The organism is Enterobacter mori, assembly GCF_025244905.1.
GTDB lineage: Bacteria > Pseudomonadota > Gammaproteobacteria > Enterobacterales > Enterobacteriaceae > Enterobacter > Enterobacter mori_A.
This window is the reverse complement of sequence record NZ_CP104285.1, coordinates 2,811,356-2,826,812: the sequence shown is the minus strand read 5'-3', so window position 1 is coordinate 2,826,812 and position 15,457 is coordinate 2,811,356. Positions and strand designations below refer to the sequence as shown.

General features: G+C 52.8%; 16 protein-coding genes. 7 read left to right on the top strand and 9 right to left on the bottom strand.

Features of this window, described 5'->3' with window-relative positions; all coding sequences use genetic code 11:
- Positions 1-3: 3 nt before the first annotated feature.
- The 4 genes from N2K86_RS13335 to N2K86_RS13320 all read right to left on the bottom strand — a co-directional run bounded on the left by N2K86_RS13335 (position 4) and on the right by N2K86_RS13320 (position 4,297).
- Entirely contained in the window at positions 4-879 is an 876-nt protein-coding gene (locus N2K86_RS13335) for an ATP-binding cassette domain-containing protein (RefSeq protein ID WP_260658910.1), read from the bottom strand.
- Entirely contained in the window at positions 876-2,150 is a 1,275-nt protein-coding gene (gene livM / locus N2K86_RS13330; protein ID WP_260661681.1) for a high-affinity branched-chain amino acid ABC transporter permease LivM, read from the bottom strand. Before livM ends, N2K86_RS13335 begins: the two co-directional genes overlap by 4 nt.
- An 11-nt stretch (positions 2,151-2,161) precedes the next feature.
- Entirely contained in the window at positions 2,162-3,076 is a 915-nt protein-coding gene (locus N2K86_RS13325; protein WP_089598431.1) for an ABC transporter permease subunit, read from the bottom strand.
- A gap of 99 nt (positions 3,077-3,175) precedes the next feature.
- The gene (locus N2K86_RS13320; RefSeq protein WP_089598424.1) at positions 3,176-4,297 is read right to left on the bottom strand and encodes a branched-chain amino acid ABC transporter substrate-binding protein; all 1,122 of its coding nucleotides are present in this window, start codon (positions 4,295-4,297) and stop codon (positions 3,176-3,178) included.
- Positions 4,298-4,723: 426 nt separating this feature from the next.
- Between N2K86_RS13320 and N2K86_RS13315 the strand changes: the two genes are divergently transcribed.
- A complete protein-coding gene (locus N2K86_RS13315; protein WP_010432448.1) occupies positions 4,724-5,392 on the top strand; it encodes a YecA/YgfB family protein in 669 nt (222 codons plus the stop codon).
- Between the two features lie 38 nt (positions 5,393-5,430).
- On the opposite strand, the gene tyrP is transcribed toward N2K86_RS13315, so the two are convergent.
- The 3 genes from tyrP to yecR all read right to left on the bottom strand — a co-directional run bounded on the left by tyrP (position 5,431) and on the right by yecR (position 7,895).
- Positions 5,431-6,642: a tyrosine transporter TyrP gene (tyrP, locus tag N2K86_RS13310; protein ID WP_260658909.1), complete on the bottom strand. Its 1,212-nt coding sequence runs from the start codon at positions 6,640-6,642 to the stop codon at positions 5,431-5,433.
- A 214-nt stretch (positions 6,643-6,856) separates the two neighbouring features.
- Positions 6,857-7,354, bottom strand: coding sequence for a non-heme ferritin (ftnA, locus tag N2K86_RS13305; RefSeq protein ID WP_260658908.1), 498 nt, complete (start codon positions 7,352-7,354; stop codon positions 6,857-6,859).
- 202 nt (positions 7,355-7,556) lie between these two features.
- On the bottom strand, positions 7,557-7,895 hold the full coding sequence (gene yecR, locus N2K86_RS13300; protein ID WP_260658907.1) for a YecR-like lipofamily protein: 339 nt from the start codon (positions 7,893-7,895) through the stop codon (positions 7,557-7,559).
- Positions 7,896-8,142: 247 nt separating this feature from the next.
- Between yecR and N2K86_RS13295 the strand changes: the two genes are divergently transcribed.
- The 3 genes from N2K86_RS13295 to N2K86_RS13285 all read left to right on the top strand — a co-directional run bounded on the left by N2K86_RS13295 (position 8,143) and on the right by N2K86_RS13285 (position 9,457).
- A complete protein-coding gene (locus N2K86_RS13295; RefSeq protein WP_221550434.1) occupies positions 8,143-8,781 on the top strand; it encodes an RpiB/LacA/LacB family sugar-phosphate isomerase in 639 nt (212 codons plus the stop codon).
- A gap of 234 nt (positions 8,782-9,015) precedes the next feature.
- The gene (gene azuC, locus N2K86_RS13290) at positions 9,016-9,099 is read left to right on the top strand and encodes a stress response protein AzuC (RefSeq protein WP_003859682.1); all 84 of its coding nucleotides are present in this window, start codon (positions 9,016-9,018) and stop codon (positions 9,097-9,099) included.
- Between the two features lie 106 nt (positions 9,100-9,205).
- Complete coding sequence (locus N2K86_RS13285) at positions 9,206-9,457, top strand: DUF2766 family protein (protein WP_006176098.1); 252 nt, start codon at positions 9,206-9,208, stop codon at positions 9,455-9,457.
- Positions 9,458-9,497: 40 nt separating this feature from the next.
- Here N2K86_RS13285 and N2K86_RS13280 read toward each other — a convergent pair whose 3' ends face one another.
- Positions 9,498-10,841 carry an anaerobic C4-dicarboxylate transporter gene (locus tag N2K86_RS13280; protein ID WP_260658906.1) on the bottom strand — a complete coding sequence of 448 codons (1,344 nt, stop codon included), beginning with the start codon at positions 10,839-10,841 and terminating at the stop codon, positions 9,498-9,500.
- A gap of 149 nt (positions 10,842-10,990) precedes the next feature.
- On the bottom strand, positions 10,991-11,494 hold the full coding sequence (locus N2K86_RS13275) for a non-heme ferritin-like protein (protein WP_260658905.1): 504 nt from the start codon (positions 11,492-11,494) through the stop codon (positions 10,991-10,993).
- 506 nt (positions 11,495-12,000) lie between these two features.
- Here N2K86_RS13275 and N2K86_RS13270 point away from each other — a divergent pair.
- The 3 genes from N2K86_RS13270 (at position 12,001) to araG (ending at position 15,449) form a co-directional block, all read left to right on the top strand.
- Entirely contained in the window at positions 12,001-12,558 is a 558-nt protein-coding gene (locus N2K86_RS13270; RefSeq protein WP_260658904.1) for a DJ-1 family glyoxalase III, read from the top strand.
- A gap of 316 nt (positions 12,559-12,874) precedes the next feature.
- Entirely contained in the window at positions 12,875-13,864 is a 990-nt protein-coding gene (gene araF / locus N2K86_RS13265; RefSeq protein ID WP_260658903.1) for an arabinose ABC transporter substrate-binding protein AraF, read from the top strand.
- 70 nt (positions 13,865-13,934) lie between these two features.
- Positions 13,935-15,449: an L-arabinose ABC transporter ATP-binding protein AraG gene (gene araG, locus N2K86_RS13260; RefSeq protein WP_260658902.1), complete on the top strand. Its 1,515-nt coding sequence runs from the start codon at positions 13,935-13,937 to the stop codon at positions 15,447-15,449.
- Positions 15,450-15,457 lie beyond the last annotated feature (8 nt).

The following is a 15,457-nucleotide window of genomic DNA, read 5'->3' as shown; positions in this document are numbered from 1 at the left end:
CGTTCACAGGTTAACCTCGCTCTCTTCGGTGCCCAGATAGGCGGCAATCACTTTTTCATCATGTTGGATCTGCTCTGGTTTTCCCCGTGCAATGACGTCTCCGTGGTCGAGCACAATAATATCGTCCGAAATCTCCATGACCATCCCCATATCATGCTCAATCAGCAGTACCGTGATGTCGTGGTGGTTGCGCAGAAAACGGATAATGTTACTTAACTTGTGCGTTTCCACCGGGTTCAGGCCTGCGGCAGGTTCATCAAGGCAGATCATCTCCGGACTCGTACACATTGCCCGGGCAATTTCGAGGCGTCGTTGTTGACCGTAAGACATTTCGCCCGCGAGGCGATTGGCGCAATCCACCAGATCCACCACTTCCAGCCAGTAAAATGCACGATCGAGGGCATCACTTTCCGCCCGACGATAGGCGGGGGTATTGAGCACACCGGCGAGGAGATTGCGATTGACACGCATATGCTGTGCAACCAGCAGGTTTTCGACAACCGACATCTCGCGAAACAGGCGGATATTCTGGAACGTGCGCGCCAGGCCCGCGCGGTTAACCAGGTGTGTTCCGCCGAACATTTTGTAGAAAAGACGCGACCCTAGCCGGGTCGGGTTAATCCAGTCCCCGGGCTGGAATTTTTGACCGAGAACCTGAATCACATTGGTGGTTTTACTGCGGGTATTGAATAAGATAGAGCCGCCGGACGCCCTGTAGAAGCCCGTCAGGCAGTTAAACACGGTTGTTTTCCCCGCGCCGTTAGGCCCGATGAGGGCGGTAATCGACCCGCGTTGTACGTCAAGGTTGACGTCATTTAACGCTTTAATCCCGCCAAAGTGCATCATCAGGTGCTCAACGCGTAATATGGTTCCGTTCATGGCGCAACACCCTTACGCACGGCATAGCCACTGCGGTTAATGCGGATCAAACCGCGTGGACGCCAGATCATCATGACCACCATCAACACGCCAAACAGCAGGACGCGATACTCGGCAAAGCTGCGCAGCAGTTCCGGCGTGACGGTCAGGACAAAGGCGGCCAGCACAACGCCCAGCGTGGAACCCATCCCGCCCAGTACCACGATGGCCAGAATCAGTGCGGATTCAAAAAAGGTGAAGGAGGTGGGATTAACGAATCCCTGATAGGTGGCAAAGAATACCCCCGCAATCCCGGCCGTTGATGCCCCCAGCGTAAAAGCAGAAAGCTTCACCAGCACGTGATTAAGGCCCATTGAGCGGCAGGCAATTTCATCTTCTCGTAATGCCTCCCACGCCCGACCAATCGGCATTCGCGTCAGGCGGTGCTTGATGTAGAGCACCATCAGCACCACCAAAAACAGCACGGCGTAAATAAAGATAAACTTCATGTTCGGGTTATAGGTCAGATGGAAAAACTCGTGGAAGGGGATGCCGCCTTCTTTGGCGCGTCGGCCAAACTCCAGACCAAAAAAGGTTGGGGCAGGGGCTGAAACGCCGTTTGGGCCGCCAGTGAAGGTCAGCCAGTTATTGAGCACCAGGCGGATAATCTCGCCAAACCCGAGCGTCACGATTGCCAGATAATCCCCATGCATGCGAAGCACCGGGAAGCCAAGCAGCGCACCGGCGGCGGCGGCCATCAGCGCCGCCAGCGGCAGCATGCTCCAGAACCCTAACCCCAGATATTGATACCCCAGCGCGAGGCCATACGCGCCAATCGCGTAAAAGGCGACATACCCCAGATCCAACAGTCCCGCAAGGCCAACCACAATATTCAGCCCGAGGCCGAGCAGGACATAGATCAGCCCCAGAATAGCGACGGTCAGCACGTATTTGGTCGCCACAAACGGAAAGCAGATCGCAAGCGTAATAACCAGCGGAATAATCCAGCGCATGCGGCTCTTGTATCCGGGAGGGCGGACATACACCCCTGCGCTGTCTGCTTCAAACCTCGCCTGGAAACGTGCGCCAGGGGCGGTCTGCAGGAAGATGCTCAGCAAAAAGCGGCCCAGCATGACGATGGCAATCATCCACGCCAGCCGTTGTCCGGCAAAGTTAAAGCTGTAACCGTCGAGAACCACCCCAGCGATAGGGCCGAAGATAATCAGAGCAACCAGTCCGGAAAATACGGAATCCAGAATGCAGCGTTTAAGGGAGAAACCGGCAGATGTCATCGTCGTCACCCTCACACCTTCGCCACGACAGGGCGGCCCAGCAGACCCTGAGGACGGAAAATCAGGATCAATACCAGCAGCCCAAACGAGAACACGTCTTTATAATCCGAGTTCACCATTCCGGAAAATTGCGCTTCCGCCACCCCCAGTATCAACCCGCCGAGCATGGCGCCTGGCAGAGAGCCGATACCGCCCAGCACCGCCGCCGTAAAGGCTTTTATCCCGATGACAAATCCCACGTAGAAATCAAACGTGCCATAGTTCATGGTGATCAATACGCCCGCCAGCCCGGCCATCGCCGCGCCGATCACAAAAACCAGCGAAATAATCCTGTCGGTATTGATCCCCAGGATGGAGGCCATTTTACGATCCTGCTGCACCGCACGACACATCCGCCCCAGCCGGGTATGGCTGATTATCCAGGTGAGCAGCAGCATGCCGGCGAACGAGGCGATCAGAATAAATATTTTGGTGTAGGTGATCTGGACGAAACCTTCTCCCAGATGCACGCGAAGTACGCCGTCCAGCATGGTTGGCACGCCTTGCTGACGGGGGCCCTGGCTCAGCTGGGCGTAGTTTTGCAAAATCAGCGACATCCCGATGGCGGAGATCAGCGGTGCCAGTCGGGTGGAGTTTCGCAGGGGTTTATAGGCGATGCGCTCAATCGTCCAGCCATACACGCCCGTCACCACAATGGTGAACGCCAGCGTGCCCAGTATCAGCAGGGGAAACGACTCGAGACCGAAGAATGACAGCAGGGCCAGCCCGATGGCGCAGAGATAGGCCGAGATCATATACACTTCGCCATGGGCGAAGTTGATCATGCCAATGATGCCGTACACCATGGTGTAGCCGATGGCGATTAAGCCGTAGACGGAGCCCAGCGTTAATCCGTTGATTAACTGTTGCAGGAAGAATGTACTCATCATCGCGCGCTCTTTTTATAGGCCGCACGACGCGTGCAGCCCGATGTGTATTCCGCGTCGGCAGGCGAACCTGCCGACGTTGAGCGTGACTCCGTCCCGTTACTGCACTTCCTTATATTTTCCCTTGTCGTCCCACTGATAAACCACGTAGTCAGACACTTTTAAATCGCCTTTACTGTCCCAGGCTTTTTTGCCCATCACCGTGTCGACGGCGTTAGCTTTCAGCCACTCGCTGGCTTTGGCGGAGTCTTTGCCTCCGGTGGCCTTGAAGGCAGCGGCAATGGCCTGGATGGAGGCATAGGAGTAAAGGGTGTAGCCTTCTGGTTCGAATTTACCGGCGCGGAATTTCTCAATCACCGCTTTACCGTCCGGGATCAGGCGAGGATCTTTACCAAATGTCATATAGATACCGTTGGTGTACTGCGGGCCACCCGCGGCGGTGACCATTTCTTCATTGACGATACAGTCCCCTGAGAAGAATTTGGCCTGTACACCCTGTTCGCGCATCTGGCGCACCAGCGGTCCCGCTTCAGGGTGGCAGCCCCCGAAGAACACCACGTCCGGTTTTTGCGCGCCAATTTTCGTTACCAGCGCGTTAAAGTCTTTTTCCCCACGCGATAAGCCTTCATACATCACATCCTTCACGCCGCGTTTGGCAAGCGCCGCTTTGGTGGCGTCCGCTAACCCCTGACCGTAGGTGTCTTTATCGTGAATGATCACCACGCGTTTGGCCTTCAGCTTGTCGATGATGAAGTCGCTGGCGACTTGCCCCTGCTGATCGTCCCGGCCGCACATGCGGAACATATCGCTCATGCCGCGCTCGGTAATGAGTGGGTTAGTCGAACCGGGGGTGATGGCAATAATGCCCGCATCGCTATACACCTCTGAGGCGGGCATGGTGGAAGAGGAGCAGAAATGGCCGACAACCGCATTGACTTTATCCTGGTCGACTAAACGGTTAGCGACGGCAACAGCCTGTTTAGGCTCGCAGGCATCATCTCCCTGAACCAGCTTAATTTTCTCACCGTTGATCCCTCCCGCGGCGTTAATGTCTTCTGCGGCCTGCGTTGCGCCATGCCAGTACTGATCGCCATAGGTGGCATTTGGACCTGTAAACGGCCCGGCCACGCCAATCACAATATCGGCCTGGGCGGAAAATGCCGTCACCAGACAACCGGCTAACACAAGAGAAAGAGGACTTCTGATAAATTTCAGCGACATTATTGTGTTCCTTAGCAAAGAGGTTTTTGCACCACGGCGTCAACCCAAACGCCCTACGGCGCAGCCAATCTATAAATAAGATCGAGAACAACATGCACTAAACGAACAAAATCCAGGCCACATCCTGCTTAATACGGCGAGGTTTCCATGCGCAGTTTGCGCGCAGAACATTAAGCAAAATCGTTGCCAGAATGGTTAACCCATTGACCGGGTTGCGACATAGTTGAGTATAGAGCGCCGATTTACGCTGCCTTGCGGGACGCACTGAAATTACAGCGGAGATCACATCTCGTTAACAACAAAGCCCATAAGTTGTGCAAGGGTCACGATTTGCACGTTTTTGCAGCAATAAAGACCGCAACTTCAACCAGGAAAGGCGTACGATATGTGTTAGGATCTTTTCCTTTTTTATCAGGAGTGTCAGCAATGACTGAAGGCCCATTAAATGAAAGCGAAATGGAGTGGCTGGAAGAGACGTTAATGTCTTACGGTCATGACGATGCGTCCGTGATTGACGTGTCCGAACTGGACGGCATGCTTACCGCAGTGCTTTCCGGCCCAAGGGTGGTTGAACCCGATGCCTGGCTGGTAGCGGTCTGGGGCGGCGAGAAGTACATTCCGCGCTGGAAAAACGATCGTGAAATGAACCGTTTTATCGATCTCTGCTTTAAGCATATGAACGACATTGCTGAGCGCCTGAGCGAGTATCCGGATCAGTTCGAGCCCATGTTTGGTTTTAACGACGTTGATGGGCAGAGCTACACCGTGGTTGAGGAGTGGTGCTATGGCTACATGCGCGGCGTGGCGCTGACCGACTGGTCATCCCTGCCAGACGAACTGAAAGCCGATCTGGATGTGATTGCCCTGCACGGGACGGAAGAGGGCAGCGAAAAGCTGGATGAACTGACCGAAGAGGAGTATACCGCCAGCATCGAGAGCATCCAGCCCGCGGCGCTGCGTTTATACAACTACTGGGTTGCCAACCCGCAGCAGCAGGAAACACAAAAGCCGATTATTAACGGCACGAAGGTCGGGCGTAACGATCCTTGTCCGTGCGGCAGCGGGAAGAAGTTCAAGAGCTGTTGTTTGCATTAATAAAGAAAAGAAAGGGGCACATCGTAGCCCCTTTTTTATTACCCCACTTCCGGCAGCATTCCCGCTGCGATGAGGAATTGCACCAGAATAATCACCACGCCACAGGTAAACACGATGCACAGCAGCGGTTTACCCCCCGCCACGCGATAACCTTGCTGAGGATGCTGCTGACGGCTCTTCCATGCCAGCAGGGAAGGCAACAGCAGCGCGAGGACGGATAACGCCACACCCGCATAGCCCAGCGCCATCACAAAGCCACGCGGGTAAAACAGCGCAAAGGCCAGTGGCGGCAGAAAGGTAATTGCACCCGTTTGCAAGCGTCCGGCAACGGTATTGCGGCGCTGAAACAGATCGGCCAGATAATCAAACAGGCCGAGTGCCACGCCCAAAAACGACGTCGCCAGCGCCAGGTCAGCGAACAAATGTACCGCCAGTTCGACGTGTGGAGAGGTCACCACCTCACGCAGCGCCATCAGGAAACCATTCAGGCCGGAATGCGCAGCCATTAAGCCGATAAAGGTTGAGGAGTCGATGCTGCCCAGCGTGACCAGTTGCCAGAAAATGTAGGCGACAAGCGGAATCGCACTGCCGATGATAAAGATGCGGCGCAGCTTGCGGGTATCGCCATTCATATAGCTGACGATACTCGGCACGCTGCCGTGAAAACCGAACGAAGTGAAAATCACCGGGATCGCGGAAAGCGCCAGCCCTTTTTCCAGCGGCAGCGTCAGCAGGTTAATCTTGTGAACGTGTGGCGCGAGCAGAACCAGCATCACAACCAGGAAAATAATTTTGGCGCTGAACAGAAAGCGGTTAAAGAGATCGACCAGCGATGTGCCGATACACACCACGCCGCCGCCGATGAGCGCAAAAAAGACAGCGCCTGTGCCGGGCGTAATGTGTGTGCCAAACCCGTCATTGACGCTGGACGCGATCAGTTCTCCGGCTCCGCTAATGTAGGCAGCCGTCAGGGCGTACATCAGGAACATCATGCTAAAGCCGGTAACCCACTGGCCATAACGTCCCAGGTAGCGTGCAGCCAGCGAACCTAAACCCGTATCGGCAGGGACGTGCTGATAAACCTCCAGTAACAACAGAGCGGTGTAACACATCAACGCCCAGAGTGTGGCGAGAAGCAATAACGTTACGCCAAATCCGACGCCTGCGGCCGCCAACGGCATGGCCAGCATTCCTGCGCCAATCGTCGTTCCTGCGACGATGAAAATACTTCCCAGAGCTCTGTTTTTCACGCTTTCCTCTACAACGATTCTTAATCGCGACCTAATCTGCGGCGCAGAGTAAGGGAAAAGTGTGAACTCGTCAAATCACCGTTACAACGTGTGTAATTTTAAGTTTACGACTTGGCGAGGGGGAGGCATATGTTGAATTGTGGAGGCGAACGGGAGAGGTAATAAGTAGAGGGGGGCATTAAAACGGTGCTGAGAGTTCAGCACCGTGTGGGAATTAATTTTGCGTATCGAGGGTCGCCAGTTCTTTATCAATAAAGTAAAGACCTTCTCCTGATTTACCGGCCAGAGACAATTTATCCAGCACGGATTTAAACAGTTTTTCTTCTTCGTGTTGCTCAGCGACGTACCATTGCAGGAAATTAAAGGTCGGATAATCCTGGCCGGTCATTGCAGCGTGAACCAGTTCATTAATTTTCTGGGTGATCAGCTGTTCGTGCTCGTAAGTGGCGCGGAACAGTTCATCAAGAGAACCGTATTCAGCAACCGGAGAGGCAACCGTATCAATGTGCGGCAGGCTGCCCGTATCCGTCAGATAATCAAAGAGACGCTGCATGTGCGTCATCTCTTCCTGTGCGTGACGACGCAGAAACGCGGCGGCCCCTTCAAAGCTGTGATAGCTGCACCAGGCGCTCATCTGCTGGTAAAGAAGGGATGAATAAAGCTCAAGGTTCATTTGAGCATTGAGCTTGTCGATCATTTCAGTTTTCAGCATGGTGGCGCTCCGGTTTATTATTTCTGGTTCACAATGAGCGACACTATAATTTGTTATTTAATTATTTGCAAAACGTAAAATAAATATTTGTTTATTTAAAAATACGAATGGGAATAACACGCATTGGCACTTTTTATATTTATTAATGAGAATTATTTGTGTTCTTAATTAAAAAAACTGCCAGCGGTGCTGGCAGACGACATTAATACCATGGATTCGTGGCGTTAGGATTAACGGCATAGCCCATGCATTTATACTGAATGGTCATGCTCTCGTTCAGGCACAGCGATCCGCTAATCAGGGTACAGGTTTTGACAGGCTGACCGTAGGCGGAGGCGGTAGCATACCCCATGCTCTGACAGGCTTTTACTGCGGTGCCGTTATTCACATACGCGTCGGAATGGGCGTTTTGCAGCATGGCCTGGCCGTAGTCCAGTCGGACAATCCCGTTGGGGGCGTCAAGGTGACTGACCTCCGCCTGACGGTTAACGTTGCACCCCGCGACAAGCAGGATCGTTCCGGCGATGATTACTCTTTTCATGGTTCACTCTGCGTGAAGAGGGAAATACGCTATTTTAACTTCCACCGTTCCAGTCAATGCCTCGAATAGCCCGAAGATCAAGCCTTTCTCTTCGCAACGAACAGCATCAGGTCACGAAACTGTGAGCCCAATTGCGTTTTTTAAAACACATTTTCACTTAATTTGAAAGAGTGTTTGTTTGATAGTAAGGTTAAGAGGATAAGGTATCCACAGCGGGCTTGTCCGCCACACATTCAGGAGAGACACGATGAAAATTGCGCTGATGATGGAAAACAGCCAGGCAGCTAAAAACCCCATCATCCTCAATGAGCTAAAAGCCGTTGCCGATGAAAAAGGCTTCCCGGTGTATAACGTCGGGATGAGCGACGAGAACGATCACCATCTTACTTATATCCATCTGGGCATTATGGCGAGCATTCTGCTGAATGCCAGAGCCGTGGATTTTGTCGTGACCGGCTGCGGTACCGGCCAGGGGGCGCTGATGTCGCTGAATATCCATCCGGGCGTGATTTGCGGCTATTGCATCGATCCTGCTGACGCCTTCCTGTTTGCGCAGATCAACAACGGCAACGCGCTGTCCCTGCCATTTGCCAAAGGTTTTGGCTGGGGCGCTGAATTGAACGTGCGCTTTATCTTTGAGAAAGCCTTCACGGGTCGTAACGGCGAGGGTTATCCGCCAGAGCGTAAAGAGCCGCAGGTGCGTAACGCGGGGATCCTGAATCAGGTGAAAGCGGCGGTGGTGAAAGAAAATTACCTCGATACCCTGCGCGCCATCGATCCTGAACTGGTGAAAACCGCCGTATCCGGCCAGCGCTTCCAGCAGTGTTTCTTTGAAAACTGCCAGGATAAAGAGATCGAAGCTTTCGTGCGTGGGATTGTTGGTTAACAATTTGCGATGGCATCCATAATTTTCCAGACGTATCAAAATTTTTTATAAAAATTTACTGGAATTTATATGGACGTAACCTGTGGATTTTGCGGCTTTTTTCGTAACATTGTTGTAGCACTGGTGGATTTGTTGGTGTGATGTTCATCACAAAATGATTGATTTTTGTGATGGCGGTCATATTATAAGCGCATTGACAATAACACCTGCATAACACGTTACTGGAGCATCATAATGAAACTGCGCAAAATCCTGAAAAGCATGTGGGCTAACTACTGCACGACTTTCAAAGACGTCCCACCGGGTGCGATGTTCTGATAAAAAACCTGCTTCGGCAGGTTTTTTTATGCCTGCGGGTGACGAGAAAGAGATGAAAGGGCGCTCGGTTTGCTACTATGGCGGCCTTTAACTAAGGAGAAACCCCATGTCACAAAACCTGAGCGCCGATCAGGAACTGGTCTCTGACGTCGTTGCCTGTCAGTTGGTTATTAAGCAAATCCTTGATGTGATTGACGTTATCGCGCCTGTCGAAGTGCGTGAAAAAATGTCGACCCAGCTGAAAAACATCGATTTTACCAGCCATCCCGCGGCGGCCGATCCGGTTACGCTTCGCGCAATTCAGAAAGCCATCGCACTGATTGAGCTGCGATTCACCCCGCAGGGCGAGTCTCACTAAGCCGTGAAACGGGCGACCCTGTCAGTCGCCCGAGATACGATCAGAAGAAAGTCTGGACCAGCAGGTAGCTCGCCGCACAGGCGCAGCTCACGCCAATCAGCCCCGGCAGGATGAAGCTGTGGTTAATGATAAATTTGCCGATGCGGGTGGTGCCTGAGCGGTCAAAGCCAATGCAGGCCAGATCGCTGGGGTAGGTCGGTAAGACAAAGTAGCCGTAGGAGGCCGGGAAGAAGGCGATCAGCATTTTCGGATCGATGCCCAGCATTAACCCCATCGGTGCAACCGCAGTTAACGCCGCCGCCTGGCTGTTCACCAGTTTAGAAACCAGAAACAGTACAATGGCATAGGTCCACGGGTGGCTTTTGACGACCCCTTCCAGCGCCATTTTCAGTTCATCCAGATGCGCCTGGAAAAAGGTATCGCTCATCCACGCTACGCCAAACACCGAGAAGATCGCGACCATTCCCGCTTTAAACACCGCACCGTTCGAGATGGCAGAGGCATTCACCTTGCAGGCCATTAGCATGACAGCACCGGCAATCAGCATCATCATCTGAATGACAAGGTTCATCGAAAGCGCCGCCATTTTGCCTTTTACCTCAAAAGCAGGGCGCAATTCAGGTACGGCACCGAGCAGAACCACGATGGCAATCCCGGTGAAGAAGATCCAGGTCGACCAGTAGGCTTGTTTCGGGAAGCGCTGATTCATGAGCGTTTCCGTGCTGCCATAGATAAATTCTCGCTGTTTCGGATCTTTCAGTTTTTCCTGAAACTCCACGTCATCCGCTAAATCTTTGCCGCGACGCAAACTCCACAGGGCCGCAATCGCTACCCCAAACAGCGAGGCGGGAACTGATACGGCGAGGATTTCCAGGATCCCCCACGCGTGACCGATTCCGTGCTGCGCGCCGAGAATCGACACCAGCGACACAACCGCGACCGATACAGGCGAGGCGGTGATGGCCATTTGCGAGGCCACGGAGGCTACCGCCATGGGGCGTTCCGGGCGGATCCCTTTTTTCAGCGCAATATCCGCAATGATGGGGAACATGGTGTACACCACGTGGCCCGTACCGCACAGAAAGGTCAGCATCCAGGTGGTAAAGGGGGCGAGGAGCGTGATGTGCTGAGGGTGTTTGCGCAACAGACGTTCGGCAAACTGCATCATCACATTCAGACCACCGGCAGTCTGCAGGGTGGCCGCACAGCCAATCACCGCGAGAATGGTCAGCATCACGTCAACCGGCGGTTTGCCGGGTTGAAGCCCAAAAATGAAGCTCAGAATAAACAGGCCAATACCGCTTATTAGCCCCAGTCCCATCCCGCCAAAGCGGGTCCCGACCAGCAGACAGGCAATAACAACAATAAACTCAATGGTGATCATGATGCTCCCTCGTCAAACATTATGTAATTAAATAAATCATTACACGATGTAGGGTTATTCATTGGGAGCAAGATCTGATTTGTTAAATCTCAGACAAAGCAGGAGGTTGTGAGAGGAACCTGCCCCGGTCAGGAGCAGGTCAGTAACGCTCAGTGACGCTGAACGGTGACAATGTCGAGCAGATGACGGTCAGTCTGCTCCGGGCATAAACCGGCATGTTTCGCATTGCGGAGTTCGTCCGCAAGCGTTTTGAGCAACGTGCCGTCCTGTTGTTGCTCTTTGTCCATATCGCGCAGGAATTTCAGGGTAATACTGTCGTGCTGCGCTTTGGCTTCATCGGCCAGTTTGCTGAGTGTGTTGCAACGCTGTTCATACTCTTCAAGCGTTTTCTGGAACAATTCTTCCAGCGAAGTGTAGCTATCGTCGATCGTGTCCAGGGCTTTTACGATAGGGTTTGCCCCTACAGCTTTCAGAAAGTTAAAGACGCGCATCATATGCGTGACGTTACTTTGTGCCTGAGTACGAAAGAACGTGGCTGAACCAGTAAGACTGTTTTCGGAGCACCACGCACTCAAATGCAGGTGCAAATTGGAGGCGTAGAACTCCAGGTTCATTTGGGCATTCAGTTTTTGCATCATCGTTTGGGTAGTCATACTCATATCCTTATTGACTGTGGGACGTGATGTCCGCAGCTAAACCTGACCCGGCAGGTACATAAAATCACATGGCAGAAGGGCATTCTGCATTGACGGAAGTTGACCGAATATTCACATCCTGTGTTCGATATAAATAAGCATACCCTTTTCTCTGGATTAAGAAAACTCTTAATCCTCCCGTATTTACCATACATTACAAATTTTAATATAGTACAGAATCTCAAACAGATAGATATAAATTAACATATCAATAAGTGATTGATTTTGCAGTGTGTTGATATATTTACTGCTCTGGAATTACAGCGTTAAATAGTCTGATAAAAGAATATTCTGCGAATAGAACAAATATGCATGATTAATTCATAATATATTCTATAGGCGTAAAGTTGCGCTAAATCAATTTTTGGAAAAATGCCAGTAATGTGATCGCCGTGCAGGATTGTTCCTGATGACTTTGTGAAAATGAAACAGTGTTTTAATGTGTTCCATTCACTGAGGTTAACATGGCGAACGTTGCGGTGCTGCTGGCACCTGGTTTTGAGGAAGCAGAAGCAATTATTACGATTGATATTCTGCGTCGGTTGAATATTGAGGTGGAAACCCTGGCCTGCGCAGAGTCCCGTGCGGTGGTGAGCTACCATAATATTCCGATGGTGGCTGACAGTACCCTGGCCGAACGTCTGGACACGCTTTATGACGCGGTGGTTTTACCCGGAGGCCCGCAGGGCAGCGTCAATCTGGCCGCTAGCCCGGAGGTTATCCGTTTCGTGTCCACCCATGATGAAAACGGTAAACTGATCTGCCCAATCTGTTCTGCCGCGGCGCGCGTGCTCGGCGGAAATGGGCTGCTGAAGGGGCGGCGTTACGTATGCTCGGGAGAATTATGGGAGACGGTCACTGACGGAGAATACGTTGATGCGCCAGTCGTAGAGGATAAAAACCTGATCAGCAGTAAAGGCCTGGGCCACGCGTTTGACTTCGCGCTGACCCTTTCTGCTCGCCTGTTGGGTGACGAAGCGCCTGCCCGCGATCACGCGGATCACATCTATTACGCCTGGTAAATTTCTCGCCGGGCGCTGCAGCGTCCGGCTGTCAGGGACTTCTTGGCTAATCTTATGGATTATTCTGCTTAACCTCATTTTAATTGTCTGACAATTCCTGCCGTTTTTATGTCATTTTCCGCTGAATTTATGTACGCAATTACTGTAATTCTGCGGTGTGATGCCGCTCTCTTATGGATGATTAATTTCCCGCTAAAACTATCACCAGCACTAACGCTTATAACGAGGTAAGCGCTAATGCCTTGTTTTAAGTCCGATTAAATACGAAGCACGCTGATATTCCCTACAGAAAAGAATACTAAAGCTGGAGTTTACCATGCACAAATTTACTAAAGCGCTGGCGGCCATCGGTCTGGCTGCCGTTATGTCACAATCCGCTATGGCTGAGAATTTAAAACTCGGTTTTTTGGTAAAACAGCCCGAAGAACCCTGGTTCCAGACGGAGTGGAAATTCGCCGATAAGGCCGGGAAAGATTTAGGTTTTGAAGTCATTAAAATCGCCGTGCCGGACGGTGAAAAAACCCTGAATGCCATTGACAGCCTGGCGGCCAGCGGGGCGAAAGGTTTCGTTATCTGTACGCCGGATCCGAAGCTGGGTTCTGCCATTGCCGCGAAGGCGCGCGGTTACGACATGAAGGTCATTGCCGTTGATGACCAGTTCGTCAATGCCAAAGGCAAGCCGATGGATAGCGTACCGCTGGTGATGATGGCGGCGACCAAAATCGGTGAACGTCAGGGCCAGGAACTCTATAAAGAGATGCAAAAACGCGGCTGGGATGTAAAAGAAACCGGCGTGATGGCGATTACCGCTGACGAGCTGGACACGGCGCGTCGTCGTACTACCGGTTCAATGGACGCCCTGAAAGCGGCCGGCTTCCCGGAAAAGCAGATCTATAAAGTGCCGACCAAATCTAACGACATTCCCGGTGCCTTTGATGCAGCAAACTCCATGCTGGTTCAGCATCCTGAAGTGAAACACTGGCTGGTGGTTGGCATGAACGATAACACCGTGCTGGGCGGCGTGCGCGCAACCGAAGGCCAGGGCTTCAAAGCGCCTGATGTTATCGGCATCGGCATCAACGGCGTGGACGCGGTCAGCGAACTGTCCAAAGCGCAGGCGACCGGCTTCTATGGCTCGCTGCTGCCAAGCCCGGATGTTCACGGCTACAAATCGAGCGAAATGCTCTACAACTGGGTGACCAAAGGGGCTGAACCGCCGAAATTCACCGAAGTGACCGACGTGGTGCTGATCACCCGCGACAACTTCAAAGAGGAGCTGGCGAAAAAAGGACTGGGCGGTAAGTAATACGCTGTGATTGTGCCCCTCATTCACCTGAGGGGCCAGACGTACACACTACAGGAATCACGGAGTCGTTATGCAACAGTCAGATCCCTATCTCTCTTTTCGCGGCATCGGGAAAACGTTCCCCGGTGTTAACGCGCTGACCGATATCAGCTTCGACTGTCATGCCGGTCAGGTTCACGCGCTGATGGGGGAGAACGGCGCGGGAAAATCCACGCTGTTGAAAATTCTCAGCGGTAACTACACCCCCACAACCGGCACGCTGGCTATACGCGGCGAAGAAGTGGCATTTGCCGATACGACGGCGGCACTCAATGCCGGGGTCGCCATCATCTATCAGGAACTGCACCTCATTCCTGAAATGACCGTGGCAGAGAACATCTATTTAGGTCAGCTTCCGCACAAAAGCGGCGTGGTGAATCGTTCGCTACTCAATTACGAAGCGGGGCTGCAGCTTAAACACCTTGGGCTGGATGTTGATCCGCAAACGCCCCTCAAATATCTCTCCATCGGCCAGTGGCAGATGGTTGAAATTGCCAAGGCGCTGGCGCGTAACGCCAAGATTATCGCCTTTGATGAACCGACCAGTTCACTTTCTGCCCGTGAAATTGAAAATCTGTTCCGCGTGATCCGCGAGCTGCGCAAAGAAGGGCGCATTATTCTGTACGTTTCGCATCGTATGGAGGAGATCTTTGCCCTAAGCGATGCCATCACCGTGTTTAAGGACGGTCACTACGTGCGGACGTTCACGGACATGGCGCAGGTTAACCATGACCAGCTGGTTCAGGCGATGGTCGGACGCGAGCTGGGCGATATTTACCACTGGCAGCCGCGCGAGTACGGCCCGGAGCGCCTGCGTCTGGATAACGTTAAAGCGCCCGGCGTGCGCACGCCGATTTCTCTTTCGGTGCGCAGCGGGGAAATCGTCGGGCTGTTTGGTCTTGTCGGGGCAGGGCGCAGCGAGCTGATGAAAGGGTTGTTTGGCGGCACGCGGATCGCACAGGGGCAGGTTTACATTGACGGGCAAAAAATCGATATCCAGAAGCCCGCTCACGCGATCAATGCGGGCATGATGCTCTGCCCGGAAGATCGCAAGGCGGAGGGGATCATTCCGGTCCACTCGGTACGCGACAACATCAATATCTCTGCAAGACGCAAATACATCCGCGCGGGATGCCTGATCAATGACGGCTGGGAAGCGAGCAACGCCGACCACCATATCCGCTCGCTGAACATCAAAACGCCGGGGGCGGAGCAGCTGATCATGAATCTCTCCGGAGGTAATCAGCAAAAAGCCATTCTGGGCCGCTGGCTGTCGGAAGATATGAAGGTCATTTTGCTGGATGAGCCGACGCGCGGTATCGACGTGGGGGCGAAACACGAAATCTACAACGTGATTTATGAACTGGCAAAACGCGGCGTGGCGGTGCTGTTCGCCTCCAGCGATCTGCCGGAGGTGCTTGGCGTTGCCGACCGCATCGTCGTGATGCGTGAAGGTGAAATTGCCGGTGAGTTGCTGCATGAACAGGCGAATGAACAACAGGCGTTGAGTCTCGCCATGCCTAAAGTTAGCCAGGCTGTCGCCTGAGTAAGGAG

Bases quoted from the DNA above. Each gene is read 5' to 3' on its own strand.
- N2K86_RS13335 (WP_260658910.1), bottom strand. From the start codon at position 879: ATGAACGGAACCATATTACGCGTTGAGCACCTGATGATGCACTTTGGC.
- livM (WP_260661681.1), bottom strand. From the start codon at position 2,150: ATGACATCTGCCGGTTTCTCCCTTAAACGCTGCATTCTGGATTCCGTA.
- N2K86_RS13325 (WP_089598431.1), bottom strand. From the start codon at position 3,076: ATGAGTACATTCTTCCTGCAACAGTTAATCAACGGATTAACGCTGGGC.
- N2K86_RS13320 (WP_089598424.1), bottom strand. From the start codon at position 4,297: ATGTCGCTGAAATTTATCAGAAGTCCTCTTTCTCTTGTGTTAGCCGGT.
- N2K86_RS13315 (WP_010432448.1), top strand. From the start codon at position 4,724: ATGACTGAAGGCCCATTAAATGAAAGCGAAATGGAGTGGCTGGAAGAG.
- ftnA (WP_260658908.1), bottom strand. From the start codon at position 7,354: ATGCTGAAAACTGAAATGATCGACAAGCTCAATGCTCAAATGAACCTT.
- yecR (WP_260658907.1), bottom strand. From the start codon at position 7,895: ATGAAAAGAGTAATCATCGCCGGAACGATCCTGCTTGTCGCGGGGTGC.
- N2K86_RS13295 (WP_221550434.1), top strand. From the start codon at position 8,143: ATGAAAATTGCGCTGATGATGGAAAACAGCCAGGCAGCTAAAAACCCC.
- azuC (WP_003859682.1), top strand. From the start codon at position 9,016: ATGAAACTGCGCAAAATCCTGAAAAGCATGTGGGCTAACTACTGCACG.
- N2K86_RS13285 (WP_006176098.1), top strand. From the start codon at position 9,206: ATGTCACAAAACCTGAGCGCCGATCAGGAACTGGTCTCTGACGTCGTT.
- N2K86_RS13280 (WP_260658906.1), bottom strand. From the start codon at position 10,841: ATGATCACCATTGAGTTTATTGTTGTTATTGCCTGTCTGCTGGTCGGG.
- N2K86_RS13275 (WP_260658905.1), bottom strand. From the start codon at position 11,494: ATGACTACCCAAACGATGATGCAAAAACTGAATGCCCAAATGAACCTG.
- N2K86_RS13270 (WP_260658904.1), top strand. From the start codon at position 12,001: ATGGCGAACGTTGCGGTGCTGCTGGCACCTGGTTTTGAGGAAGCAGAA.
- araF (WP_260658903.1), top strand. From the start codon at position 12,875: ATGCACAAATTTACTAAAGCGCTGGCGGCCATCGGTCTGGCTGCCGTT.
- araG (WP_260658902.1), top strand. From the start codon at position 13,935: ATGCAACAGTCAGATCCCTATCTCTCTTTTCGCGGCATCGGGAAAACG.